We start from the raw sequence: 26,057 nt of genomic DNA on the forward strand, positions 1-26,057 counted from the left end.
TAATTAAAATAACACTTCAAGATCTCCTGAATTCGTATAAGCTTCGCTTTGACTCACACCATCCGGCGTATTTACCGCCACATCTGCGGACAAAAGAACTCTCTCTGTAATATTAAGTCCAACATCAGTGAGCACCGTGCCATTTAATGTGGTCAGGTTTTCCGCATCCGGCAGAATTAGCGTATACTTAAACCCATTTTGCCCATCCCATTCTACCTCAAGGCGGGTACTTAATGTCACTCTGTAGGCGTATGGAATCTCAGCCTCCGTATAAACTCCGTTCTCGTCCTTCGCCCAATAGTCCTCTAACGCAAACACAAGGGGCTGGTCTTCTTCTGCATTTACAGGCTCCCAGTATTCCACATCCTTGCCCTGCTGTTCATCAAATACTATGGTCTTCCTGTAGACAGTCACTCTCCTATTTCCTGTATCAAGCGCCGTCTCGTCTGCTTCCTCCACAATTCGATAGGTCTGCTCCTCAGAAACCTCTATTCCATCTGTGTCCGGATTCATTGTCCTTGGCTGCAATGTAATATAGTAGGAATCCGCCCACTCCACATTCTGCCAATCCAGAGCAATCCGGCTGGATTTCCAGGTTTCCGTTCCAAGAAGGTCTGGGTTAGAACCGGCCTCCAAAGTAATCTCTCTTTCCAGATTAGCAACAGACACCTCTGGCTGATCCAGTCTTACATAGGGAAGACGCACAATCTCACTCGCCGTCCACTTAGAACTAATCTGTCCGTTTCCGGAGGATATTCTGGTATAAAGCAGCAGCCATTTGCCCGCGTGCTGCGCCGACAGTCCCCGAATCGTACCGCTGTAGGTGTTGTTGCTGTCAGCCTCCATGGCAACTGGCGTCAGCTTCTCCCCGTCTGCCACAGGATAAGTCGCCAACAATCCAGCTACCCCCGTTACCTTTCCGGCTTCAATATCTGGCTTCGATGCCTCTGCCAGTTCCGGACTATCAAACACATATCCCTTGAACAGATAACTACTGTCGCCTGTGGGAATACTGTCCGGCATTGGCGTAATCTTTACGGTTAGCTTTCCTTCCCTTAATTCATCCTCTGCCTGGAATTCCTCCACAGACACAGGGAGGGTTCGGTCATATTCCCATCCCATCTCCCAGGTTACCTCAGGTTCTTTTATCCGCTGGGGAATTGTTAAGTCGTACGTAATTCCCTCCACACTGTTGACATACTGCGTACTGTCCTGCGCCGCCTGAGCCACAATATAGATTAGCACCCTCTGTCCTGCATATTCTTCAAGGTTCAACTCCTTACGGTAAATGTCAATGCTGCCATCCGCCAGTACCGGTTCATCCGGATTCAGGAGTACAGGCTCGCCTGGCGTCAGAACTCCGTCCTGTTCTTCATAACACCGTAAATATATACCATAGGATACACATCCTGTCTCATCCCGCACTCCGTCCGTCTTAATCGGCGCCCATTCTGCCGTATAGAACAACTCGTCAGCATTCGTATTCACTACATACGGCTGTTCAGGTTGTTTCAGACGCTGTTTCACCTGATAAATCTTTGTCGAAGTCAGTCCAATAGTCTGCTGCGTGCCGGATGCGTCGCCCTTACGGGTAACGGTAAGCTCTACATAGTCATATGTCCATTCCTCCGCAACCTTTGTCAGCTCATTTCCCGTCATCTCCTGTTCTGTTAAGATGGACACCTTGCTTTCCCCGTTGATTCCAGTCAGGGATACCACATAACGATTTCCAGCCTGATACTCACCGTCACCCTGATCCCACCGGAAGGTATACTGTAATTGCTGCTGCTCGTCGTATTCCGGCTCAAGCTCCGTTTCCTCCATCAGATGAGGGGGAGGGGTAATCCAGTCAAATAATTTGCCTGAAGTCCATCTGTATTCTGCAAAATAGCCATTGTCGTTTCCATCCAGCGCCGGACTGTTTCCATACTCCCATACTGGAACAAATGTCTCCACACCATCCACGTTCTGTTTTTCCACATCCTGGATTGTATAAATATTAGCGTCCTGCTCCTGGGCCAACCGGTATGTATATACCGGACCTAAGCCAGATTGTATATACCATACTCTAACCCTCAAATCCTTTGCCATGAATATATACTCCGGCAGATTAAAGCTCGCCACAGCCTTGCCGTTTGGCGCTGTCAGCATATCCTGGCTGGCAAGCACAGCATTTTTCTCTTTCTCGTCGTTACCTTCACCCCAGGTTCCCATAAGTTCTGCCCGATATACAGGCGGAGTCGTCACATTGCCCGAAGCCGATGTATCCAAGGTTACCGTGATTCCCAGATCTGTTACGCTCTCTCCGGAAACCGTACAGGTTACTCTTGGCTTCTGGTTCTGCTCAAAGAGAGCAATCGACGGCCGATATCTGGGCATATATGCCGGAATCGGAACCTTATTGGAATCCAAAACCTCTGTGTTCCCTGATACTGCCTGAATCAGTAATTGCTGTAATTCCTGGGTGAACACAAGCTCGCCATTTCCTTCTGGTATCAGATATCCCTCCGAATCTGGCCTGGTAAGAACTGCAACCGGCTGATCCATGAATTTCACAGCTATTCGATAATTTTCTTCCTGGGTGTAATCTTCTGCATTAACCAGTTTAAAACGGTATTGATAATCAGCCGGTCCATTCTCCTGCTTTGTAAGCTCAATCCGTATTTGGGGCTCAGGCAAAAGCCTGCCAAACGCCACATCCCCGATTACCTCCTCTGACGGAAGAATCCTTGGGTCCATACTGTACGCCCGAAGCTTCATTCTAAGCGTACTTCCTTTTCGGATTTCCTGCTCTGTCAAGTCTAAATCAAACTCCTCAGAGAAAAATTCAATCCTGTCTTTCACAAGGGTCTCGCTTCCATCCTCATTCACTCTATATAATGCTCCGATATACTGAAACGGGTCTGTTCCGGCTGCCGGCGTCACCTGTATATGCAGCTTACTCTCATTCATCTTAAGCTCGACTCGTTCCGGTTTCGGCATCTGGGACAGGTTTCCGCCTGTTTCTTTAATATAGAAGGAATTTCTCACATGTGTATCAAAATTACTGCCTGCATTTACCACTTTATTAATTCCGTCATACTGAACGCCATCCGCGGTTCCGTCAATCTCGAACAAGATACGTCCTACCCATTGGTTCCCTTCGTCAAGGAGGCTTCCATCCTCCAAAACCTTAAGTTTATCCACAGAAACAGACTTACCTGCCTCAAGATATGCATAATACTGCCTGCCATCCTTTGTAATATAGTGGAGAACATTGGTTGCCGCCCGTTTTAAATCATTGGAAATATCTGGTATAGTATTTCTTTTTCCGTTATTAAATAAATAACTGTTGCTGCCCGTTCTTCCATTTAGGTAATAATTCTCTTCAGCATGAATTTGTCCCGCATTATTTCTATTGGCAGTATTTACATAGGAAATTACAGGGTAATTCGCTTTATTATATCCAGCAATATCCACCGAATAACAATCCCGCAGAATCGTATTCTGTGAGCCTGTTGTACCGTAACGTTCCCCAAAAATACCTCCTACAAACTGGACTCCGTTCAAAACTGCCGCATAATTCCGGCATCTCTCAATGCGCAGGCTTATATTTCCCGTGGAACTCACAATGGGATTGTAATCAGGCCCGTCTGAGCAGGAGAAGAAGCCCACAACACCGGATGCCATGGAAGATGAATAAACCTCAACGCCTGGTCCGTTGACACAATCCAATACTTGAATCCGATAGCTCTGTCCGTTTTGTGCATTATTCGTCTTATATGCCGTGACATTTCCCAGGATTCCCGCGCTGTCGTTGGCACAGTTTGCACTATCTTTTCCAGTCCTTCCATAAATATTTCCAAAATTCTTGCAGCTAATAATATTGTATTCATTCTCCTCATAGGCATGGTAGAGCTGGGCCACGATACCGCCTGCTGCGCCTAACCATCCCTGCTGAAAGGTGGTCTGCAAATTGCCGTAATTCTGACAGTTTTCTATGGTGCCTCCGGTTCCGGTCCACTGTCCTAAAATTCCTCCTGAATAGTGCGTCCTCAGACAGTAAATGGTTCCGTAATTAACACAATTTTCTAGCTTCCAGCCGCTTAAGGTTGTATTGTTCTGGTTTCCAATAATTCCTCCGGCGAAACGGTCTGTAGCCCCAGACGCAAGCTCACGCCCTACGAACGCCTGGTTCAGCAGAAACGACAAGTCCTGCCCTGATTCGTTCATTCCGATTATGCCTCCGGTTCCCACTCCGATGGCATTGGATTTGTTATTCAGATACCAGTCTCCTGTTGCACAGTAATCGACGCCTCCTGTATTGTAGGCTGTAATTCCACCCACATTGCCGTTGGTTGACATAATCAGGGATAACTTTCTTCCTGAACTTACCTTGTTCTGTGTCCCGTTATACTTTAAAGTTTCTATGGATACATTATTTCCACCGTTCCATTCCACATACTGAGAATCTGCGGAAATATTACTCGCCTGTGCAGCGTCCGCCAGCTCTTGTACATTTCCCACTCTGCCTGTCTCCGAAAGCATCAACCCTGCTGCCGTCTCGTCACCGGACATCTCAATACTTCCTCCATTGTATCCGGCAATACCGCCAGCCATACCGCTGCCAGTACGTATTTCGTTACTCTTTCCTCCAATCACGCAGCCTGTAATTTCACCTGAATTTCCATTCTTTCCGGCAATACCGCCCACATGGGAGGACAGCGCCTCCTTTTCTTTTGCCGAGCTGGTACTTGTAGCTGTATAGATTCCAGTAATACTAAAGGCAAAATCTTCTACCTTACAGTTGTCAAGTTTTCCGTAATTATCCCCAACAATTCCTCCGTAACAATTTCCTGCCGCAGTACTGTCAGCCGTTTCTTTCATCGATCCCTCTGAGAAAATACAGTTCAAAACGGCTGCGCCCTGCTGATTCTCTCCGGCGATTCCTCCCAGATACTTATAATTGTAGAAGCCCTCAAACTTCAAGCCCTGGGCTTTGATACCAGAAATAATTCCTCCCTCCTGGTTTTGTCCTGCCACACTTCCTATGGTGAGATTTCCGGAAGACAGTTTAATCTGGGGCATACTCGTAATATCTTCTGTTGCGGTTCCTGGTCCTGAAGCTGTCATCCCCCCAATCATTCCTCGGTTCACTCCGGCGATTCCTCCGGCAGTTTGCGCTTCCCCATTCAAAGTCACATTATCATACAATGTACTGTCCTGAATCATTGCGCTTCCATGGTTTACTGCGCATACAGCACCAATTTCCTCGGTTCCCCGACTTGTGAGGGCAACAGTCTTCGGATTTGCTCCTGCGTATCCCACCGAACAACCTGCAATCGTCCCATAATTCTCCGCCGCAATTCCTCCGGCATATCCCTGGTCACTCGTTACGCTGCCCTGATTTTCGCAGTCCGAAAGCCCAACGCCAGCTTGGTTTACTGCTACTATTCCGCCTGCAGGACCGCGGCTTGCTGTTACCTCTCCGCTGCGGTTTATTGCCCTTCTGATATCTCCCTGCGCTTCTCCTGCAATTCCTCCGGCATACCCGTTAAGCGCATGGACTCTTCCTGCCCCGCAAACCAGATACCCTTCGTTCCCGCCATCCAATGACACCGAGCGTATACTGCCTGCATTGATTCCCACAATTCCGCCCACTTTACTGCGCCCAGTGACGCTTACTCCAAAATTAACGGCTACCACTTCGTCTGCCGCCCATGGCGCCAGGGATAGAACCTCTACCTCTTTCTTATTCACACCAGCAATTCCGCCGACTCCTTCGCCTCCGGTTCCAATAATGCTGCGGCTGCCTGTAAAGTCATCCTCTGCTGCCTGTATCTTTCCTTCATTGTATCCGGCGATTCCTCCGGCATAATCTCCTGCTGCGGTTACATTCGCCCTGCTGTAATTATCCTTCACAACACCGTCTAGCATATTATAACCAACAATTCCTCCCACATAGCTGTTTCCGGCAATCGTTCTTCCTGGGCGGGTGCTGCAGTTCGCAATGGTTCCGAAGGCGTAGTCTCTCCAAATACGTCCGTTTACATCGGTATATGTTCTTACCGCCCCACCGGCTCCCCCAACGTTCAGACCCGCAATTCCCCCGATATAGTCAAGCCCTGCATTTCCAAAGTTATCAGACAGCTCGCAGTTAAAAATGCCGCCTGAATTAAAACTTACGATACCGCCAAGCCCCACGAATCCGTTCATACTTCCGGAATTGGAGCAGTAATCAATAATCTGATTTTCCTGATTGACGCTGATGATTCCGCCTGCCATGGACACCTGCTCATCCCGTTCAAGCTCTGAGGCGGCAGAATCCATACCCTTGTACATCAGATAAGCCTTCAAAGAGACGCCTTCTGCCAGCCCACTGTCTGACCCAGAGTTTTTGGTAATATTTCCTGCATTTATACAGTTTTTAAGAACCAATCGGCTGTTCTTCTCACAATAGCCCGTCACCCCTCCTGTATAAAGCCAGGACTTAATCGGGACATTATTATTCGTTCTGCCGTCCATAGACACGGTCAGGCCATAAGGATTATCAGACTCCAGAACATTGGCAGGAAGATTTTTCCCCATGCCATCTTCATTTATCTCTGGAAGTACCGGAATAAGATTATCTTCCCCATCAATACCGCATACGGTTGCCAGCAGATAATCATGGATGGTCATACCTCCCAACTGCCCCTGGCTATAGGTTCTGTGATATCCAATCACGCCTCCCACAAAGGCGTCTCCCGTGATACTGCCAAGGCGGTTATCCGTCCGAAAGCCGTCCATTTGGATATCCGACTCTGGCTGTATGTACTCAGTCGTGTGGTCAATCATATCTACCACGTTCGCGCCGATACATCCGCCCACATAGTATGTTCCTGTGACGCTGGTTGGCTTTACCTCTAACTCGTTTTTCAAAAGCCCTGCTGATGCGTTCAGTCCGATGCAGCCGCCTACGGCATTTCCAAAGCCGTGAATGCGTCCTCCAATCAGGGTGTAGTTCTCACTTAAATCCTCGCCCACATTCCCGTGTATATCGTTAAACCCTATCATGCCTCCCACAAAATGTCTGCCGACCACCAGGCTGGCAACCGACTTCACCGTAACGCTGCCGGAATCACTAAAATAAATCTTTCCGTCATTATAGCCTGCCATTCCGCCCACACAGTCGCCCGTGTTCGCTTCCCAGGTCTTTGTTACCATACGGTAGACTGACTGATCATAGTCAGACAGATAGCTTGCACAGTCCTCCAAAACTCCGTACTGACCGTTATACCCGACGATTCCTCCGATATAACGTCCGTATCCGGCCGCCACTCCCTGGTTGACACAGTTTTGCATTGTAGAAGACGCGTCCTGCTCTCCCTCATTCTTTCCCACAATACCGCCCACATAGTTATTCCCAATAATATAGCTGGCATTGGTCGTCATAGTGATGGACTCATTTCCTTTGATGGCATACCGAAGATCATTGGAAAATCCACCTGCAATCCCTCCTACAAAGTCAGAACCCAGGATATATCCTCCCTTCTTCGTACTGCATCCCACAATCTGGCTGCTGTTTCCATAACCGATTATTCCGCCCACATACTTACCCAGAAGCATCTCGTCTCTCTTACTGATATCGTAGCGTTCACTGGCTAAACGGCCGGAAGCGCTGTAGGAAGTATCAATCCGGCAATTATTTCCGTATCCCAGGATTCCTCCGAAATACCGCCCTTCCATTTCCTGCGGCTGATTTGTGGTAGAGCTGCACATTACCAGACCGTCGCTGCTTGAGTCTTTCAACTCCGCGCTCCCCGAAGAATCGGACGGTTGGTAACTTCCGTCCAGATGCCCGCCAATCCCGCCTGTAAAAAGATTACCTTTTATGTCTGCATGGTTCTCACATGCTTCTGCTTTCACACCGCCCCTCAGATGGCCATAGCCGAAAATTCCGCCAATCCCGTAAAAATAAAGCTTTGCCTCATCTTCCACGTTTGTACCGTCATTGACAGCCTCCGGCTTTGGAAGCCGGCCTGTTACAGAGCCATTCATCTCAAGCCCGCTTATCTGGGGTATGGAATCTCCCGTCCCCGAACCGGTTAAAGCTGACCAGGAGCCATCGGCCTCCTTCTTCGCAAGAACACCGACAATGCCGCCAATTCCGCAGGCCTTCCTCTTGCTGTCTGCTATTTTCTCATCCCCATCGCGGACTGCCTCACTACTCTCATTTCGATCCCCAAGGAGTACCTCTACCGTCTTCTGATTCTTCTTCCCAGTTTGAACCGTAATGTCTGTAAGGCTTCCTTCGCTTCTGCCGCAGAGGATTCCCACTCCGGACAAATGCAAAAGCTTCCCTCCTTTTTCTTTCGTATCATCCAGGCTGAGCACAGGATCTTTCAGGGTTAGCCCGCTGACACTTCCCTCTACCTCACAGAAAACTCCCAGATATTCTGCATAGGGCTTCTCCTGGCCGGCGTCTTTATAAATCTTGTTGATTACATCGTCGCCTGCTACGGATTCAGAGCCTAGCTTTAGATTTGACAAAAGGGCTCCGGCTTTGCTTCCTACCAGCGTCTGTCCTTTACCGAGTACTCCTATGGACGGGAAATCCAGTACTTTTCCATCCTCTTGACTGTTGACCTGCTTCCACCGTATAGTCTGTACTGACCTGACGTCACCGCCCACAGAGTTTAATTCTTCCAGATCAAACAATCCGGTTCCGGCTGCCGTCCAGTCCATATTCCGGCTGTCCAGCCTAAATATTGCTTCTTCACCGCAGTATCGTATATTTGACAGGTGACGGAATCGGGTGACCTTTGCCTCCAGACTGCCTCCCTCCGTCTTCGCTACACTTGCAAACATGGTATTCTCCACATTGGAGGTCACAGGGCTGCTTGCATGATACTCCCTGGCGTCCAGGTCCATATTTCGGTAGGTTGGCTGCACTTTTATCTCTGCACAAATATCCTGAGGACGGGCCAACTGCGCAAGCTCTGGTATCTCGCTTCCAGCCTTTGACAGCCCTGCATATCTTGTGATACTGGTGCTGTACTCTCTAAGCAGAGCCAGGCCGTCATCTCCCACACCCTGAGTGTCCGGCGTTTCTGCTTTTAGACTCTCCATAAGCTTTGCTGACATCATACCGTCAAGCACCAATGAAAATCTTCCGTTCTGTCCTGTTTCCTGATATGTAAGGGGAAATGCCCATTCGCCAAGGTCTTTGTTTTTCCCTGTCCCTGCATCCTCCTGTCCTTCCAGCTTCAGATGCACCATGGTATTTCCGTCTTTCCCCAATCCTTTTCCTCTAAGCTCTGACCTGTCAATCACAGTGGAAAACAGCCGCTCTCCCTTTGCCTTATCTCCTTCCTTCTTATAAAATGTAATATGGAACTCTACATCAAGATTATCATGCCTGGAATTGCTGGACCAATTCAAAGACAACGTCTCACTGTTCACCAGATTGATTGCCGTGACTTTGAGCCTGACAGGTTTTAACTCCACTACATTGGCGACATCCTCCACAGAGTAATATCCCAGAAGCCTGTCTCTGCGGTTGTCATAGCTGCGGTTATCTCCTGCTGCCGTGATATTCAGAATCTCATCATCGTTTCCGTCGTATGACAGGCCGTCACATCGGGTCGCATAAAACGCTGAATACACCTGGCCTGTCTCTATGTCAAGCTCAATGGTAATGGAAGCATTCAGGAAATCCTTATCATAGGAATTATCTTCCAAGAGCTTAAGCACCAGCTCTCCTGAACCGGCATTTTCTTCCCTGCTCTCTTTACCGCCTAAGGTAATGGCGTAAATACGTCCTTTTAACTTATCCTTCCTGGCATCGTCAAATGTATCGTTACGTTTTCCCTCACGTACCACCTCTTTGCGGAAATCTTTCCATTTTCCAGAAGTACGATACCAGGTCAGTTCCGACTCTGCCGCCAGATATATGGTTTTGGCGTTGGCTTCATTTTCCCGAAACTCTGCCAGCTTCATATATTTCATAGCAAACGGAATCGCAATCCCGCCAATGATGGCTAGAATAACCAGAACCACCACCAGCTCGGTTAATGTAAACCCCTTCCTGCTGTATTTCCTCATAAATTCACCTTACAATTTACTTTCTATGGTATCCGGCTCTTGTGCAAATGCCGCCGCCATCTCTCTTGTAATCTTTCCCTCTTGGTATAATTTAACGATTGCGTCATCCATGGCAATCATACCCAGTCTGCGGTTAGTCTGCATAATGCTCCCAATCTGGTGTGTCTTCCCCTCTCTGACCAGATTACGAATGGCCAGGTTCGCATGAAGCACCTCAAAGGCCGCAACCCTTCCTCTGCCGTCTGCCCTTGGAATCAACTGCTGTGAAATCACCGCCTCTAGTACATTTGCCAACTGGACACGAATCTGCTGCTGCTGATGGGGCGGAAATACATCAATTACACGGTCAATCGTACTTGCCGCACCAATGGTATGAAGGGTGGACAGTACCAGATGCCCTGTTTCCGCCGCGGTGACTGCCACGCTGATGGTCTCATAGTCGCGCATCTCGCCCACCAGTATGACGTCCGGATCTTCTCGGAGAGCCGCGCGCAGCGCATTGGCATAACTCTGGGTATCCAGTCCAATCTCCCGCTGATTCACCATACTCATCTTATGCTGGTGAATATACTCGATGGGATCCTCCAGTGTAATTATGTGTGCATCCCGAAAGGTATTTACCTTGTCAATAATTGCCGCCAAGGTCGTTGACTTCCCGCTGCCCGTAGGTCCGGTCACCAGAACCAGCCCTCTCTTGCGCTGATACAAATCTATAATAGAGGCTGGTACTCCCAACTCTTCCGGAGATGGAATGTTCTCTGACACCAACCGAAACACCATAGCAACATTCCCCTGCTGTCGAAATACATTGACGCGGTAACGCCCCTGACCGGAAATTGAGAAGGCCATGTCATATTCTCCCTTTTCCTCAAATATCCCCATCTGTTCATCGCTCATGATACTTCGCGCAATCTCCATGGTATCCTCTGCTGTCAGCGTCTCAAAAGGAAGCGCCGTCAGACTTCCGTTCTGCCGCATCTTTGGCGGTATCCCTGTGGTAATATGTACATCGCTTGCCTGTGCCCATGCCGCATGGGTTAATATTTCTTCTATCTTCTGCATGTGAAATCACTCCTGTTCTGACCGATTTTGCGAACATTATAGCAGATAAATGCACGATATAATAATATAAAAGAACATAATCCGCACTTTTTTCGGTATACTTCGCACTGAAAAGAGTGTTTAATCCATAAAAAAAGACCGCCCAAAACAGGCAGTCTCTTTCATCTGTCATCACAATAATACTTAAAATACCGTTCCTTCAACGGCTGATAAGAGCCTCGCGGCAGGTGGATATTCGTCTCTGGCTCAATGACTAGTTTGCGTGCATTCAAACTTACAACACAATCCAGATTCACAATATATGAAGCCCCAACCTTCACAAATTGCGGATAATCTGACAACAATCCAAAGATTTCCGTCATTGTCATATGCAGCAGCAATTCCTCCCCGTCTGCAAGATGCAGCTTCTGGTTTTTGCCCTGTGCCTCACAGAATACAATCCGGTCAATGGCCACCCGACTGACCCGTCCCTCTGTCCTCAACACCAAATATCGCAGCGTCTCCCGTCTCTCCTCTTGCAGCAGGCGATCCAATATCTGAAATAACTCCTCCTCCTTGACTGGCTTTACCAAATATTGGGCGGCCTGCACTCGATACGCTTCCAGCGCATGGTCCTGAGACGAAGTAATAAAAACAATCTGACTCTTATTCCCCATGCTGCGCAGCTCCTTCGCCGCTGCAATCCCAAACTCCTTTTGCAGATATATATCCAGCAGCAGTAAATGCGGCTCATAATCCTGTTCCCTGACTCTTATTAGTAAAGCCTCTGCACTTGCAAAACACTCTATCTCTAATTCACAGTCCGGCCGCTGCTCCTGGTACATATCCAGCATATCTCTCAGATTTTCCAGATGTACAGCTTCATCATCACAAAGCGCTACTTTATACAATATTCACCACTCCCCTACCCCAAATTGTATATACGAAATTGTATAAATCATGACCACCCGTCAAACGGGTGGTTTGCTCTGCGGCTATAAGCCGCTGTTACCGGCCAGCGCCTAAAGACGCTGGCTTTCACTTCGTTCAAGCCACTACGCCCTTGACTCGTCGCCGCCCTTCAAAGGGCGTTCGTAATACCGGCTACCCCTTGAAGGGGTCCTCGTATTCCTTCACGCTCAACTTGTCCTGCATAACGTCACTTTTCTCCTGATCCTGAATATACTTCTTTATTGTTGCCTCGTTCAGACCTACTGTGCTGACATAATATCCCTCCGCCCAGAAATGCCGGTTCCCGTATTTGTACTTCAGGTTTGCGTGTTTGTCAAATATCATCAGAGCACTTTTCCCTTTCAGATATCCCATAAAGCTTGACACGCTGTACTTGGGTGGTATACTTACCAGCATGTGGATATGGTCGGGCATCAGATGTCCTTCGATAATCTCCACTCCCTTATATCCGCAGAGCTGTTTTATAATGTCACGTATACTTTCTTTGTATTGATTATAAATCGCTTTTCGTCTATACTTGGGAGTAAAGACAATATGGTACTTGCACATCCATTTCGTATGTGCCATGCTATTCGTCTTGTTAGCCATAAAAATCACCTTTCCTTTCGTTATGTAGTAGCTTGAACAACTCTATCATAACGGAAAGGTGATTTTTGTGCTATAAGCACTTGCTACACCACCCGCATAGCAGGTGGTTTTTTGTTTCGCACGCCTCCGTTTTTCGGAACACGAAAAACTCCGCCGCACTCAACCGGCTAAAGCCGATAAAAAAATCCGAAACCGTCCCCAATCGGGCTGGTTTCGGAGCATTATTATCTAATGCGGATGACAGGACTTGAACCTGCACGGGAAGCCCACTAGATCCTAAGTCTAGCGCGTCTGCCAATTCCGCCACATCCGCATAAATGCTATCTAAGGAATCACTTCCAAAGATAGCATCTTACATGAGCGTGCGGGGATTCGAACCCCGGACAACTTGATTAAAAGTCAAGTGCTCTACCACCTGAGCTACACGCCCATAACCTGGGCTAGTTGGATTCGAACCAACGAATGCAGGAGTCAAAGTCCTGTGCCTTACCGCTTGGCGATAGCCCAATAAAAGAAAAAAGGGTGGGTAATGGGACTCGAACCCATGATATCCAGAACCACAATCTGGCGCGCTAACCAACTGCACCATACCCACCATATATATTACTTATCGAACTACTCATTGTCCAACTAAGTATCACCTTATTCAATTTTGTGGTTCTAACGAGCCTGGGGGGATTCGAACCCTCGACCTACGGCTTAGAAGGCCGTTGCTCTATCCAGCTGAGCTACAGACTCATAAGACTAGCTCACTAGAACTATCTTTCTTAAAGCCCAAAGACTTTTGCCTTATGGCTTTAAAAAAGCGGGTGATGGGAATCGAACCCACGTATCTAGCTTGGAAGGCTAGTGTTCTACCATTGAACTACACCCGCATGGATATCGGGGTGACAGGATTTGAACCTGCGACCTCCTGGTCCCAAACCAGGCGCTCTAGCCAAGCTGAGCCACACCCCGTTCCTATACATTTCATATGCCTTTGAATTCTATCTCCGTGGCACAAAAATTATTATATAGGAATATGCATTACTTGTCAACAATTTTTTTAAATTTTTTGTCAACTTTTTCATATACTATAAATACTCCTGCAAAATCTCCACATTCCCATCCTCATCCAACTCCATAACCATGTAGCTGGGCCTTCGCCCCTCCTGCCTGGGATATGCCACACTTCCCGGATTCAGCGTAATCAAATCCACATCCCGCGTCAGAGACGGCCTATGGGTATGTCCGTACATCACAATATCCGCCCCCCGCGCACGGGCCTCCTCCTTGAGCCTCTCCTCACTCATAGCCACATAGTAATAATGTCCATGGGTAATAAAAATATGATGCCCCATAACCTCAAACTCCTCCTCCTGGGGAAGCTCAGAAAAAAAAATCATTATTCCCCCTGACAATATGGGAGGGACAGTCCGCCAGCGCCGCGATATCATCCTCGCCGCCCTCCGTATCCCCAAGATGAATCAACAAATCCACCGGATGAACCTCCTTAAGAATCCTCTCAAGATTCCTGTGAGACTTATGTGTATCGCTAACAATCAATATTTTCATAAGATCCCTCTCACCCTTACCTTTTCTCCAATATCTCCCTCATCTTACGCAGCCCTTCTCCTCGGTGGCTCAGCTCATTCTTCTTCTCAGGCGTAAGCTGCGCGCTGGTACATCCAAATTCCGGCAAAAAGAAGATTGGGTCATAGCCAAATCCATTTTCCCCCACAATCTCGTATCCAATTATCCCCTCCATAGTTCCTCTAACCACCTTGCTGCTTCCATCCGGAAATGAAGCCGCAATCGCGCACACAAACCTTGCTGTGCGCTGTTCATCCGGCACTCCATATAGACGGTCGATTAGAGTCTGGTTCTTAATGTCATAAGAGGTATCCTCCCCCATATACCGCGCCGAATAAATTCCCGGCTCTTTATTCAGATAGTCGATTTCCAATCCAGAATCATCCGCCAGAACAACCGCATCCTCAAATCCGGATAATCTCCTCGCCGCCTTCCCAATCTCAGTGGCCTTAATCAGAGCATTCTCCTCAAAAGTGGTCCCATCCTCCACAACCTCCGCTTCAATCCCAGCCTCCCGCTGTGAAAAAATCTCCGCCCCAAGGTCCTCAAGAATCATCCGAATCTCTACCATCTTATGCTCGTTTCCTGTGGCAAAAATAATCTTCTTCCCCATGTCCTCCTCCTATATCACTATACCGCATCCCTCGTCCGTTTCGGCGGTTTTGGACCCTGAAACTGATAGAAATACGTTTTCAGCATCCCATTATAAATCTTACGGTTCTTGTCTGCCTTCCGTCCAAAATACTTTTCCGCTTCTTCATAAGAAGTAATCATGTATGCTGACCAGGAATCAAGCCTACAAAAGCCTTCTCCGAAGGCCCTATACAGCTCTGGCAATGCCGCCTTCTCCTCCAACCGTTCCCCGTAGGGCGGATTCGTAATCACAAAACCGAACTTTTTGGGATGGTTCAGCTCTCTAACGTCTCTCTCCTGAAAATGAATCAGATGCTCCACACCTGCTTCTTTTGCATTTCGTCTGGCAATCCTGATTACTGAGCGTTCCACATCATACCCTTGGATATCCACCTCCACATTATCACGGATTCTGTCTCCAGCCTCCTCTACTGCGTCATACCACAGCCTTTTGGGAATCAGGTTCGTCCACTTTTCCGCAGTAAAGGAACGATTCATCCCTGGTGCGATATCCGCTGCCATCATCGCCGCCTCAATGGGGAATGTACCGCTTCCACAGAAGGGGTCCACCAGTATCCTCTCCCTCCTCCATGGCGTCAGCATAATCAACGCCGCCGCCAAAGTCTCAGTAATAGGCGCTTTTCCGGAAACCTCCCTGTAGCCCCGTTTGTGAAGGGAAACTCCCGACGTGTCAATCCCCACTGTAACCTCATCCTTCATCAGAAATACCCGAACCGGATATGGCGCGCCGTCCTCAGGAAAATGCTCTATGCCATAGTGATTGGCAAGCCTCCTGACCATGGCTCTTTTCATAATGGACTGTATATCAGACGGACTAAAAAGCTTACTCTTGACAGACGCTGCTTTCGTGACCCAAAACTTCCCGTTTCGGGGAATAAATGTCTCCCAGGGCAGCTCTCTCGTTCGCTCAAACAACTCCTCAAAGGTAACAGCCCGAAAGCTTCCTACTTTCCACAGGATTCTCTCCGCTGTGCGAAGGAAAATATTGGCATAGCAAACTGCTTCTGCATCCCCGTAAAAAGTCACTCTTCCATCCTCTACTCTGGCAATCTCATATCCTAAATCCAGAATCTCTCTTTTCAGCACCGCCTCCAGCCCGAAATGGCAGGGTGCGATTAACTCTATTTTATCCATATGGCTTCTCCAACTTCTTCTGTTACTTGTTACTTCTCCATCTTACTTTTTTCCCTATCTCTTGTCAATAAAAAGAACGCCGCATAAGACGATTTCTTATGCAGCGCACTTTTTCGTTTTTCTTTCTCTCTCTAACACAGGTATCGTCCCAGGCTTTCCTAAGCCCATTGACTGAATTTCTAAAAGGTACAGCCAAGAACTGTACGCGAAACCCTCTTAGTAGTTATCGCTGTAGTTTGTGCTGTTAGAATTTGTGCTGTTTGAGTTCTTGTTCTTTGAAGTTGTGTTGGACGCATTCTTGTTAGATGCGTTCTGGTTGGATGCGTTCTGGTTGGATGCATTCTGATTAGATGCATTCTGGTTAGATGCGTTTTTGTTAGATGAACTATAATTCTTAGCCATGTCAATTCCTCCTAAATCATTTTTGTTACATGGCTATTATGTCCGCACCCTTCTAAGATTATGTATTATTTTTTTTATTTTTTTGAAAATTTTGTCTTGCAATTTCAGCCATACTATACTATACTAAGATGTGTAGAAAGGATACTTTCTACAACCCCTTATTAATTATTTATACTCCCCTCAAAAGAACGATGGCTCCCCCATCGTTCTTTTACTTTTATTATCAAACATTCTTTCATCGCCGTCTCCCTCCAATCAGACGAACAATAAACATTACAATAAGAAGCGGAACAATGACAGGCGCAAGAAGTGAGAAGATTCCTCCGACCACAGCCACCACCAGCATAATGATTCCCAATACCCCTAAGATAACCAGCAGCTTCTTCCACCAGGAATTCACGCCAATCACACGCACTCTGGAGTTCTGCCCGTTCTCATATCCCCGCTGGACGGGATCATATGTATATCCATCCTGCCCATTACCTGCATTTTCTACAGATTCTATAATCGTCCTGGCAATCGCCCACGGGTCACCCAGCTCGTCAATCACAGCCTCCTCCCTTCGTCCCTTCCTCACCTCGTCGCTGATATACCCGTCATAATAATTAATATTATCCTGTACCACAGAACCGCTCAAGTCGTTGGCCAAGGCATGTCTCATCTTTTCCAAAAATTCTTGTTTTGTCATGGTAATTCCCCCTGAGTCAGATTATTTTCACTTATTTCATATGCTTGCCATTACTGCGGGCATAAAAAACCTTGCACTTAGAATATCACATACCTGATGTTATTCCAAGTACAAGGTTCTTAAAATTTCCTAATATCTTTATGAAGGATTGTCTGTCTCAATCAGAAACGTCAGGGAAACTACACTTCAAACATCAAATCACCATAGGACGGCATTGGCCACGCTTCTTTGTCCACAATCATCTCCAGTCTGTCAACCGGTGCGCGAAGCGCCTCCATGGCAGGAACCACGTCGAAATGATAGAATCTTGCCTGCGCTTCACCCTCGCTCATTGCCGCCGCCTGGTCTGTAAGACGAATCAACTCCTCCAACGCCTGCTTCGTCTTGGACAGCAGACCCGAAATTTCACCCAGAAGCTCGGCCTGGACCCCTGCGTCCGCACCGGCCTCCTTCACGGCAATCACCGTATCTGCCAGCTCCTTCGTATACTTGATAACCGCCGGAATAAACTGCTTGCTCGCCATATCAATCATGGTGCGGGCCTCGATATTGATTGCCTTTGCATAATTCTCAAACTTTATCTCCGCACGGGACTCAAGCTCAGTCCTTGTGAATACTTTGAATTTTTCAAACATTGCTACTGCCTTATCTGTCGTCAGCGCAGGAATCGCCTCCACCATAGAGCGAATATTGGGCAGACCGCGTCTTTCAGCCTCTGCTACCCATTCGTCAGAGTAGCCGTTGCCGTTAAATACAATCCGATAGTGCTCGGTTGCATATTTCTTAATCAAATCATGCACAGCTAATCCAAAGTCCTCCGCGCTCTCCAGCACGTCGCACGCCTCTGCAAATGCCTCTGCCACAATCGTATTTAACACCACATTCGGTCCTGCAATCGAATCACGAGAGCCTACCATACGGAATTCAAATTTGTTTCCCGTAAATGCAAATGGTGACGTCCGGTTCCTGTCCGTTGCATCCTTCGCCAAATCCGGCAGGGTCCTGACACCGGTTTCCAGCTTACCGCCCTTCAGACTGTGGGTCGCCTCTCCTGTGCTGATTAGCTGTTCAAGCACATCCTCAAGCTGCTCGCCCAAAAAAACTGAGATGATTGCCGGAGGAGCCTCGTTGGCTCCAAGCCGGTGATCATTTCCCGGATCGGAGGCAGACTCACGAAGCAGGTCCGCATGCTCATCCACAGCCTTCAGCACACAGGTGAGCACCAGTAAAAACTGAATATTTTCATGAGGGGTCTTGCCCGGATCAAGAAGGTTCTTCCCATCATCCGTGGTAAGGGACCAGTTGTTATGCTTGCCGGACCCATTTACTCCGGCAAATGGCTTCTCATGAAGCAGACATTTCATTCCATGCTGGCAGGCAACCCGCTTCAATGTCTGCATCACCAGATGGTTATGGTCAACCGCCACATTGGCCTCTGCATAAATTGGAGCCAGCTCGTGTTGTGCCGGCGCGACCTCGTTATGCTGAGTCTTTGATGTTACTCCAACCCGCCAAAGCTGCTCGTTCACATCCTTCATGAAGCCTGCAATCCTTTGACGGATGGTTCCAAAGTAATGATCATCTAACTCCTGACCCTTAGGCGGCATGGCGCCGAACAAGGTACGTCCTGTATAAATCAAGTCTTTTCTCTGCTGAAACTTTGCTGCATCTACAAGGAAATATTCTTGCTCCGGACCAACCGACGGAGTTACTTTCTTTGACGTTGTATTTCCAAACAGACGAATCAGACGCAGAGACTGGGCGTTGACTGCCTCCATGGAGCGCAAAAGCGGGGTCTTCTGGTCAAGCGCCTCCCCTGTGTACGAACAGAATGCCGTAGGGATACAAAGCGTCGCGCCTGCCGCGTCATGCCTTACGAATGCCGGAGAAGTACAGTCCCATGCTGTGTATCCTCTCGCCTCGAATGTGGCGCGAAGTCCGCCCGACGGAAATGAAGACGCATCTGGCTCTCCTTTAATCAATTCCTTACCGGAAAAGCTCATCAGTACCTTGCCATTCCCCATCGGCGCAGAGATAAACGAATCATGTTTTTCGGCTGTCACTCCCGTAAGCGGCTGAAACCAGTGGGTATAATGGGTCGCCCCCTTCTCAATAGCCCACTCCTTCATCTCGTGCGCGATAACGTCGGCTGTTGCAAGCTCTAACTCCTTGCCTTCCTCAATGGTCTTTTTCAGATCCTTGTACACCTTCTTAGGCAGACGTTCCTGCATAACTGTATCATTAAAAACATCTTCCCCGAAAATATCAGCTACATTTAACAGTTCACCCATATGTTCTATAATTCCTTTCTTGAAATGTATCAACTTAAGCCCCATAATACAAACAGGAAAGCAAGTTGACATTAAGAAAAGGCACCCCGACCTCCGGTCGGAACGCCTTTGTTCTCTCTACGCCTGTTAGTATACCTCAATCAGCCAAAAAAGGCAAGTAAAATTTCTTACTTCTTACGCTTTTCCTACTGAACCGAATAATTCCATCTTCTCCTTAACCTTTGCGATGATTGCTTCATAGCCAGGCTTAAGCAGCTTACGAGGATCGAAGCCCTTGCCTTCGCGGTCTTTTCCAGCTTCAATGTACTCACGGGTAGCGTCTGCAAATACAAGCTGACACTCTGTATTAACGTTAATCTTAGCAACACCAAGGTCGATTGCCTTCTTAATCATGTCGTCCGGAATTCCTGTACCGCCATGAAGAACTAATGGCATATCGCCTGTAAGCTTCTGGATAGCATCCAGCGTCTCAAAGCTCAATCCTGCCCAATTCTCAGGATATTTGCCATGGATATTACCGATACCCGCTGCCAGCATGTCCACGCCAAGGTCAGCGATCATCTTACATTCGTTCGGGTCTGCGCACTCGCCCTGTCCGACAACGCCGTCTTCTTCTCCGCCGATTGAGCCTACCTCTGCCTCCAGGGACATTCCCTTCTCACGGCAGATAGCGATCAACTCTTTTGTCTTGGCAACATTCTCTTCGATTGGATACTTAGAGCCGTCGAACATAATAGATGTAAAGCCTGCCTCGATACATTTCTTGCATCCGTCATAGGAACCGTGGTCAAGATGTGTAGCAACCGGAACAGTAATTCCCATCTCCTCAACCATAGCGGCTACCATGTCCTGAACTGTCTTAAAGCCGGTCATATACTTTCCTGCGCCCTCAGATACGCCTAAGATTACCGGTGACTTTGTCTCCTCGGCTGCTGTCAGGATTGCTTTTGTCCACTCAAGGTTGTTGATGTTGAACTGTCCTATTGCGTAGTGGCCTGCAACTGCTTTTTCAAGCATCTCTTTTGCTGATACTAACATATTAATTCCTCCAATTCCTTCTGCCCTTCCAGATGCTTAGGCATCCCTTGGCATGTTATAATTTTCACTAAGCTTTATTATATATCATATTGGAGGAAAAAACAATGATAGAATTTATAGAAAGCTTATGGTATACTTTCGTCAAATTTCACAAAATAAAAGGAAATGCTAGCTTTTCTACAAAAAAATTCCTCTCAAAGATTACTCTTCAAGAGGAATTTCCAGTGACTCCAAGGGGAATCGAACCCCTGATTCCAGCGTGAGAGGCTAGCGTCTTAACCGCTTGACCATGGAGCCGTATTTATATTGTCTCTCTGTTTCGTACTTGCTTATTATAGCAAAGTCAATTCAAATATGCAAGCACTTTTTTCATTTTTTTACAAATTTTTTTACAGCCCAACTCACGACCAATATCTGAACTTATATAATTATATAAAGTTAGAATAATATTGAAAATCTTTAATTTTATAGTATACTATAAACTGTAGCATTACTAAGGAAGGATAATATAATGAGAATCCAACATAATATTTCATCACTAAATACATATGAAAGCTTAAAGAAATCTACCTCTCTAATAGGTAAAAACCTGGAAAAACTGGCTTCCGGCTATAGGATTAACAGAGCAGGGGACGATGCGGCAGGACTTGCAATATCAGAAAAAATGAGAGCGCAGATTACCGGTTTGGAGCAGGCAGGCGATAATGCTTTAGATGGAATTTCTCTGATTCAGACAGCCGAGGGCGCTATGGAAGAAATCCACAGCATGCTCAACCGTATGATGGAGCTGTCCGTTCAGTCATCAAACGGTACGTATTCGGATGAAAACCGCAGCAGTATGCAGGATGAAATCAACGCTATACTGGATGAAATCCAACGTATTGAAAAAAACACGAATTTTAACGACATTCCTCTATTGCAGGGCAACGACGCTAAACTGCCTCCTGTAGCAACGATTAAAGGCGGCATGCCGGTATGGGTTGACATGCCGCAAAAAGATAGTAATGGACTAACAGGCTCATATATAACGACAGAAACCTATACAGACGCCAGCGGCGCCCAGCAGCAATACCAGGTAGAGCATGCCGCAGCATATATGGATTTCAGCCAATTGAATGCCGGAAATATTAATGACTTGCTCAATGAAAATACTGGTATATACACGACCTGCTGTACATGTGAGGCACATTATAGTATTAAATTTACAACAGGAACTTCTCTCTAACACAGGTATCGTCCCAGGCTTTCCTAAGCCCATTGACTGAATTTCTAATATTTATTCTATAGGTATAGATGGTGTCAGCACAGGCGCTGAGTTGATTAACAGGATTATACAGGCTACAAAGGGCAATCCTAACAACCACTATACAATGCTTGCAGCAGATGCAGCGAACCCATCTCAACTGGTAATATATGATGACAGGGCATATCCTGGAAAGATTCCGTCAGTACCAGCCGGTGGGAAATGGGATAATTGGAAAAATCCCTACACAGCCTCCCCTTCGGTATCGCAGGGTAGAGGATTATTCGGAGAAGGCGTTGCATATAAATATGAGCCGAAACTTGTAGGTGATGTGGTGCTGCATGTCACAGAAACATCAAATGAAGACGGACAGCTTTCCCTTCTTCTTCCAGAAATGGGTTTATCCCAAATCGGAATTAGTAATCTCTCCATATCTACCGCGGAAAACGCCAAGTCGTCTATCGGCAGAATCCAGCATGGAATTGATTATGTAAGCCAAGAGAGAGGACGAATGGGCGCCTATCAGAACCGTCTTGAACATACTGTCAATAATCTAAGTGTTATGAAGGAAAATATAACCGCTTCAGAAAGTCGTATTCGAGATGTTGATATGGCAAAAGAGATGGGTGAATATACCAAAAATAATATTCTTATTCAATCTGCCCAGGCTATGCTAAGCCAAGCGAACCAAGTCCCAAATGCAGTTCTCCAACTGCTGCAATAACATATATTGACGACAAAAAACACAACAGGATTGTGGAGAGACATTACATCTTTCAACAATCCTGTTTTATAATATAACCTATTATGCGCTCTCTCCCCTGCGCGCCTTCAGTTCCTCCGTAATCTTAGCATACTCCTTCTTCGTCAGCGGATAAATCAGCATAGGGATACATGCCAATATGCCTATAACGCCTGGAATGATGGATTCCATATAGAAAAATGCTTTCAGCGTTCCCTGGGCCTGCTCCTGATTCGGAACATATCCAAGAGCCGCGATTAAAGCCAGCACACTTGAATTTGCAATCGCAACGGCAAGCTTGGAGATAAATGTCTGTGTAGAAGTGATAAACCCTTCATTTCTCTGACCAAGTTTAAGCTCTGCATATTCAATCGTTTCCGCAGTCATGGTAGACACAAGGACCATTCCCGCCCCACAGTAGAACAGGAAAAACAGGTTGTTGATGAAAAGCGCAACTGCATTATTTTCAAAAAAGAACAGAAACAGAGAGTCAACAAAAAACAAAATATTTAATCCAACCGCAACATATTTTGCCTCAAATTTTTTAACCAGCAGCGGTGCTACGGCAGAGCCGATAAGCATACCCGGCACACCCGCCAGGCCCACAATCGCAACGAGCTGGACATTTCCAAGATTATAAGTGGCATAATACATATTCAAACTGGTTTTTCCCACAGATACCAACTGCAGAATAAACCCGAAAATCATAACCATCAGAAGCGGTTTGTTCTGCCCGATTGCCTTCATGGTCATTTTAAAATTAAATTTAGGTTTATCCACAATCGTTCTTTCATGGACATGTTTTACATTGAACAGATACAGGATGCAGGATACCACGCCAAACAAAATCGCGGTGTAAAAATATCCCTTCTTCATATCCCCTTTTCCAAGCATAGTTACGCAGGGAATAATCAGGATACCCGTAACTGCCATCGTCATACCTGTGCAAAGTCTTCCGATTCCGAACATGGATGCACGCCTGTCTGGCTTGTCGGTCATAACCGTCGGCAGACTGAAATAAGATACGTCAATAGTCGTATAGATCATTCCGAACAAAATATATGTAACAACTGCATATATCAGATTCCCCGTTTTTCCAAAGGAGGGAACCGTAAAATTCAGCACCATAGCAATCGCAAGGGGTACTGGGGCAAACAATATAGCATTCTTAAATCTTCCATACCGCGTTTTCGTCCGTTCAATCAAAAGTCCGATCATAGGATCATTGACACCGTCCCAGACTCTTGCCACAAGAAACATTCCCGATATAAACATTGGCGCAAGCATAAATATATCTGTATAGAAGTACATCATCTGACCGTTCCAGAGCGTGAACATGATACACTGTGCCACGCCCAACATTCCAAAATGGAAGATTTCACTCTTTGTCACATCTGCCGTGACTTCTTTTACTTTATTATTCATAACATTTTCTCCTAATTTTATCTACTCTCTCCATTTCCTGTCAGGCAGGCAAACAGATCACCAAAAATCAAATCTCTGTAACAGTAATTTACCACACGTATCTCATGTCTTGAACCGTCAGGCTCTCCCCAGGTCAGATCGTCGTTTAAGACCGGAGAAATCTCCAATGTAGACGGTGCCCAGGTAGGATTCTTCAAAAATGCGATTGTCGCCACATCCCAAATAATCCGAGAACAGGCAACATGCTGACTCTGAAACTGCTTCAGATACTCCTCGTCCTGATCCTCCCGACGAAGCAGATAGCTTTTCCGGTACATGGCCGCCGCAAAAATGGCAGCCTGCGGATTCGTAAACGCATCCAGTACATTTTGACCAAGGTAATCTCCAATCTCAGTAGCTCCCATAAGCCGCCTCTTAACCTCATCCTCCGTCACCGCAAGCAGGGACGCTACATTCATGCATGGAATATAGACCAGCGGAACGCCGCTGTTAAAAAGCACCTGAGAAGCAGCTACATCCTGCATGAGATTGAATTCCAATGCGTGGTCGAAATATAAAGGCTGCCCGCCTAACCATACCACCACAATCTTATTGACAATCTCAGGCTCTATCAAAATGGCAGACGCAATGTTCGTAATCGCACCAAAGGCAGCCACATAGAGTAAGCCTTCCCCGTTCATCGCCCTGTCAACCAGATCTAACGCCGCTTCGCTTTCCACCGCGCCTCCCTGGTCTGCAATATAGCTGGCAGAACCGCGAAACACCTTATTTTCGTGGGAAAGCCCCAGAAGCTTGTATAATTTGCAGATTTCTTCATAACTTTCCTCCATGCCTGTCCCTGGCGCTTCGGCGTAGGTAAAGCCTGCCGCGTGCTCAATCTTCTCTCCTGTAAACATTGCTTTCAGACAGTCATGGGAAAAGGGCGCCGCATAAACCGCCTCCACCTCAAATCTATCCGTTGACTTAAGCGCCCATGCGATTGCAAACTGATCGTCAATCTCATTTTTCGCGTCCGTATCCAGCACCAGGCGAAGCTTCTCACAGGGGACAGATAATCTCTTTCTTCTCTCCCCTTTGGACATACTTGTTTTTTCCATAATTAAGTACCTCATCCTTATTCTCTCAATTCAGTTATCCTAGACTTCATCCTTATTCTCTCAATTCAGTTATAAGTCCTATTCTTTATATTCGGTTATCTTCGAGAAATCAGCCGAATGAACCTCCTTCCTGCCAGGAATAGACTGGGCCGCCCCGCTTCTCGAAACCGCTATCCCACTTGCCACCGCTGCTGTCTCCAACGCTTTTTTTATCCCCTTCCCTCGCAAATACTCGGCAAGAAAATATCCGGCAAATGTATCTCCCGCTGCGGTAGTATCAACCGCCCTGGTTTTCCAGATTCCACACACCTCCTTCCTCCCGTCGTTCGCCATACAGACTGCGCCTCTTTCACCCAATGTCAATATAATCGTCTGATTACTCCATCTGGAATGAAGCTCTTTTAGGATTCCTTCTGCGCCCTTCTGTCCCGAAAGAGCTTCTCCCTCGCCTTCATTGATGAACAAATAATCCACATGAGACAAATCACACTTTGTAATCCTGTCATTCATGGGAGACGGGTTAAATGCCACCTTCATCCCTCTCTTGTGAGCGCTTTCAATCAGGTAATCAATATGCCCAATTTCATTCTGCAGGATCAGAACATCCTCCTTCTCAAAGTGTCCCAGAACCTCATCTATGTATTGATGGGAAATGTCACCATTCGCCCCCTCCACAACCATAATACAGTTCTGCCCTGAAGCGTCTACCTGTATGACAGCGTGACCGCACATCTTCTCAGAATGCCGCAGATATGACGCATCTACCTCATATTCCGAGAAAATCTTCTCAAATTCCTGCCCATCCGGACCAACTGCGCCTGCAAAGAAAATCTTCTCTCCTGCTTTCGCCATCGCCATGGCAAGATTGAAGCCCTTTCCCCCGCAGGAATCCGAATAAGAATGAACGGCAACCGTCTCCCCTGGACGTACAAACCGGTCCAAATGATAGGTTCGATCAATATTTAGTGAACTAAACACAATTTTTCTCATACACACCTCACTTTTTTCATTCACTTTGTTGGTTTACTTGTTTACTAAAATTGTTTCATTGCGTTTATTATATATTTGTTCTAAAAATATGTCAACAAAAATCACTGACTTGATT

General features: G+C 46.9%; 13 protein-coding genes, 8 tRNA genes and 2 pseudogenes. 2 read left to right on the forward strand and 21 right to left on the reverse strand.

Features of this window, described 5'->3' with window-relative positions; all coding sequences use genetic code 11:
* Positions 1–3: 3 nt before the first annotated feature.
* The 18 genes and pseudogenes from GN277_RS26875 to GN277_RS26960 form a co-directional block, all read right to left on the reverse strand.
* Entirely contained in the window at positions 4–10,065 is a 10,062-nt protein-coding gene (locus tag GN277_RS26875) for a prepilin-type N-terminal cleavage/methylation domain-containing protein (RefSeq protein WP_159756039.1), read from the reverse strand.
* Positions 10,066–10,074: 9 nt separating this feature from the next.
* Entirely contained in the window at positions 10,075–11,127 is a 1,053-nt protein-coding gene (locus GN277_RS26880; RefSeq protein WP_159756042.1) for a type IV pilus twitching motility protein PilT, read from the reverse strand.
* A gap of 161 nt (positions 11,128–11,288) precedes the next feature.
* Positions 11,289–12,017, reverse strand: a complete 729-nt coding sequence (locus GN277_RS26885; RefSeq protein WP_159756045.1) for a LytR/AlgR family response regulator transcription factor — start codon at positions 12,015–12,017, stop codon at positions 11,289–11,291.
* A 193-nt stretch (positions 12,018–12,210) separates the two neighbouring features.
* A complete protein-coding gene (gene tnpA, locus GN277_RS26890; RefSeq protein WP_159751301.1) occupies positions 12,211–12,666 on the reverse strand; it encodes an IS200/IS605 family transposase in 456 nt (151 codons plus the stop codon).
* A gap of 232 nt (positions 12,667–12,898) precedes the next feature.
* Positions 12,899–12,979: transfer RNA gene (locus tag GN277_RS26895), tRNA-Leu, on the reverse strand.
* Between the two features lie 44 nt (positions 12,980–13,023).
* Positions 13,024–13,096: transfer RNA gene (locus tag GN277_RS26900), tRNA-Lys, on the reverse strand.
* A gap of 5 nt (positions 13,097–13,101) precedes the next feature.
* Positions 13,102–13,173 (reverse strand) — tRNA-Gln (locus GN277_RS26905).
* A 14-nt stretch (positions 13,174–13,187) separates the two neighbouring features.
* A tRNA-His gene (locus GN277_RS26910) sits at positions 13,188–13,261 on the reverse strand.
* 69 nt (positions 13,262–13,330) lie between these two features.
* A tRNA-Arg gene (locus GN277_RS26915) sits at positions 13,331–13,404 on the reverse strand.
* 66 nt (positions 13,405–13,470) lie between these two features.
* Positions 13,471–13,541 (reverse strand) — tRNA-Gly (locus tag GN277_RS26920).
* Positions 13,542–13,548: 7 nt separating this feature from the next.
* A tRNA-Pro gene (locus tag GN277_RS26925) sits at positions 13,549–13,623 on the reverse strand.
* 116 nt (positions 13,624–13,739) lie between these two features.
* Positions 13,740–14,220 (reverse strand): annotated as a pseudogene (locus tag GN277_RS32250) (metallophosphoesterase family protein).
* A 16-nt stretch (positions 14,221–14,236) separates the two neighbouring features.
* Positions 14,237–14,851 carry an RdgB/HAM1 family non-canonical purine NTP pyrophosphatase gene (gene rdgB / locus GN277_RS26935; protein WP_159756048.1) on the reverse strand — a complete coding sequence of 205 codons (615 nt, stop codon included), beginning with the start codon at positions 14,849–14,851 and terminating at the stop codon, positions 14,237–14,239.
* Positions 14,852–14,868: 17 nt separating this feature from the next.
* Positions 14,869–16,026 (reverse strand): THUMP domain-containing class I SAM-dependent RNA methyltransferase, encoded by a 1,158-nt coding sequence (locus tag GN277_RS26940; protein ID WP_159756051.1) that lies wholly within the window; start codon positions 16,024–16,026, stop codon positions 14,869–14,871.
* Positions 16,027–16,663: 637 nt separating this feature from the next.
* The gene (locus GN277_RS26945) at positions 16,664–17,116 is read right to left on the reverse strand and encodes a DUF1700 domain-containing protein (RefSeq protein WP_159756054.1); all 453 of its coding nucleotides are present in this window, start codon (positions 17,114–17,116) and stop codon (positions 16,664–16,666) included.
* 179 nt (positions 17,117–17,295) lie between these two features.
* The gene (locus GN277_RS26950) at positions 17,296–19,407 is read right to left on the reverse strand and encodes a glutamine synthetase III family protein (protein WP_159756057.1); all 2,112 of its coding nucleotides are present in this window, start codon (positions 19,405–19,407) and stop codon (positions 17,296–17,298) included.
* Between the two features lie 174 nt (positions 19,408–19,581).
* Positions 19,582–20,445: a class II fructose-1,6-bisphosphate aldolase gene (gene fba, locus GN277_RS26955; RefSeq protein ID WP_159756060.1), complete on the reverse strand. Its 864-nt coding sequence runs from the start codon at positions 20,443–20,445 to the stop codon at positions 19,582–19,584.
* 225 nt (positions 20,446–20,670) lie between these two features.
* Positions 20,671–20,742 (reverse strand) — tRNA-Glu (locus GN277_RS26960).
* A 214-nt stretch (positions 20,743–20,956) separates the two neighbouring features.
* Between GN277_RS26960 and GN277_RS32255 the strand changes: the two are divergent.
* Positions 20,957–21,373: pseudogene (locus tag GN277_RS32255) on the forward strand (flagellin N-terminal helical domain-containing protein); the annotation flags it as partial.
* A gap of 388 nt (positions 21,374–21,761) precedes the next feature.
* Positions 21,762–22,412 (forward strand): flagellin, encoded by a 651-nt coding sequence (locus tag GN277_RS26970; RefSeq protein ID WP_244324933.1) that lies wholly within the window; start codon positions 21,762–21,764, stop codon positions 22,410–22,412.
* 81 nt (positions 22,413–22,493) lie between these two features.
* Here the strand turns inward: GN277_RS26970 and GN277_RS26975 are convergent, their stop codons facing one another.
* From GN277_RS26975 to GN277_RS26985, 3 genes are all read right to left on the reverse strand, one after another.
* Complete coding sequence (locus GN277_RS26975) at positions 22,494–23,855, reverse strand: MFS transporter (RefSeq protein ID WP_159756066.1); 1,362 nt, start codon at positions 23,853–23,855, stop codon at positions 22,494–22,496.
* Between the two features lie 17 nt (positions 23,856–23,872).
* Positions 23,873–24,952 carry a nucleoside hydrolase gene (locus GN277_RS26980; protein ID WP_159756069.1) on the reverse strand — a complete coding sequence of 360 codons (1,080 nt, stop codon included), beginning with the start codon at positions 24,950–24,952 and terminating at the stop codon, positions 23,873–23,875.
* Positions 24,953–25,030: 78 nt separating this feature from the next.
* Positions 25,031–25,942, reverse strand: a complete 912-nt coding sequence (locus GN277_RS26985) for a ribokinase (protein WP_159756072.1) — start codon at positions 25,940–25,942, stop codon at positions 25,031–25,033.
* Positions 25,943–26,057 lie beyond the last annotated feature (115 nt).

Origin of the sequence: Sporofaciens musculi (assembly GCF_009830285.1) — a bacterium.
Classification (GTDB): Bacteria; Bacillota; Clostridia; order Lachnospirales; family Lachnospiraceae; genus Sporofaciens; species Sporofaciens musculi.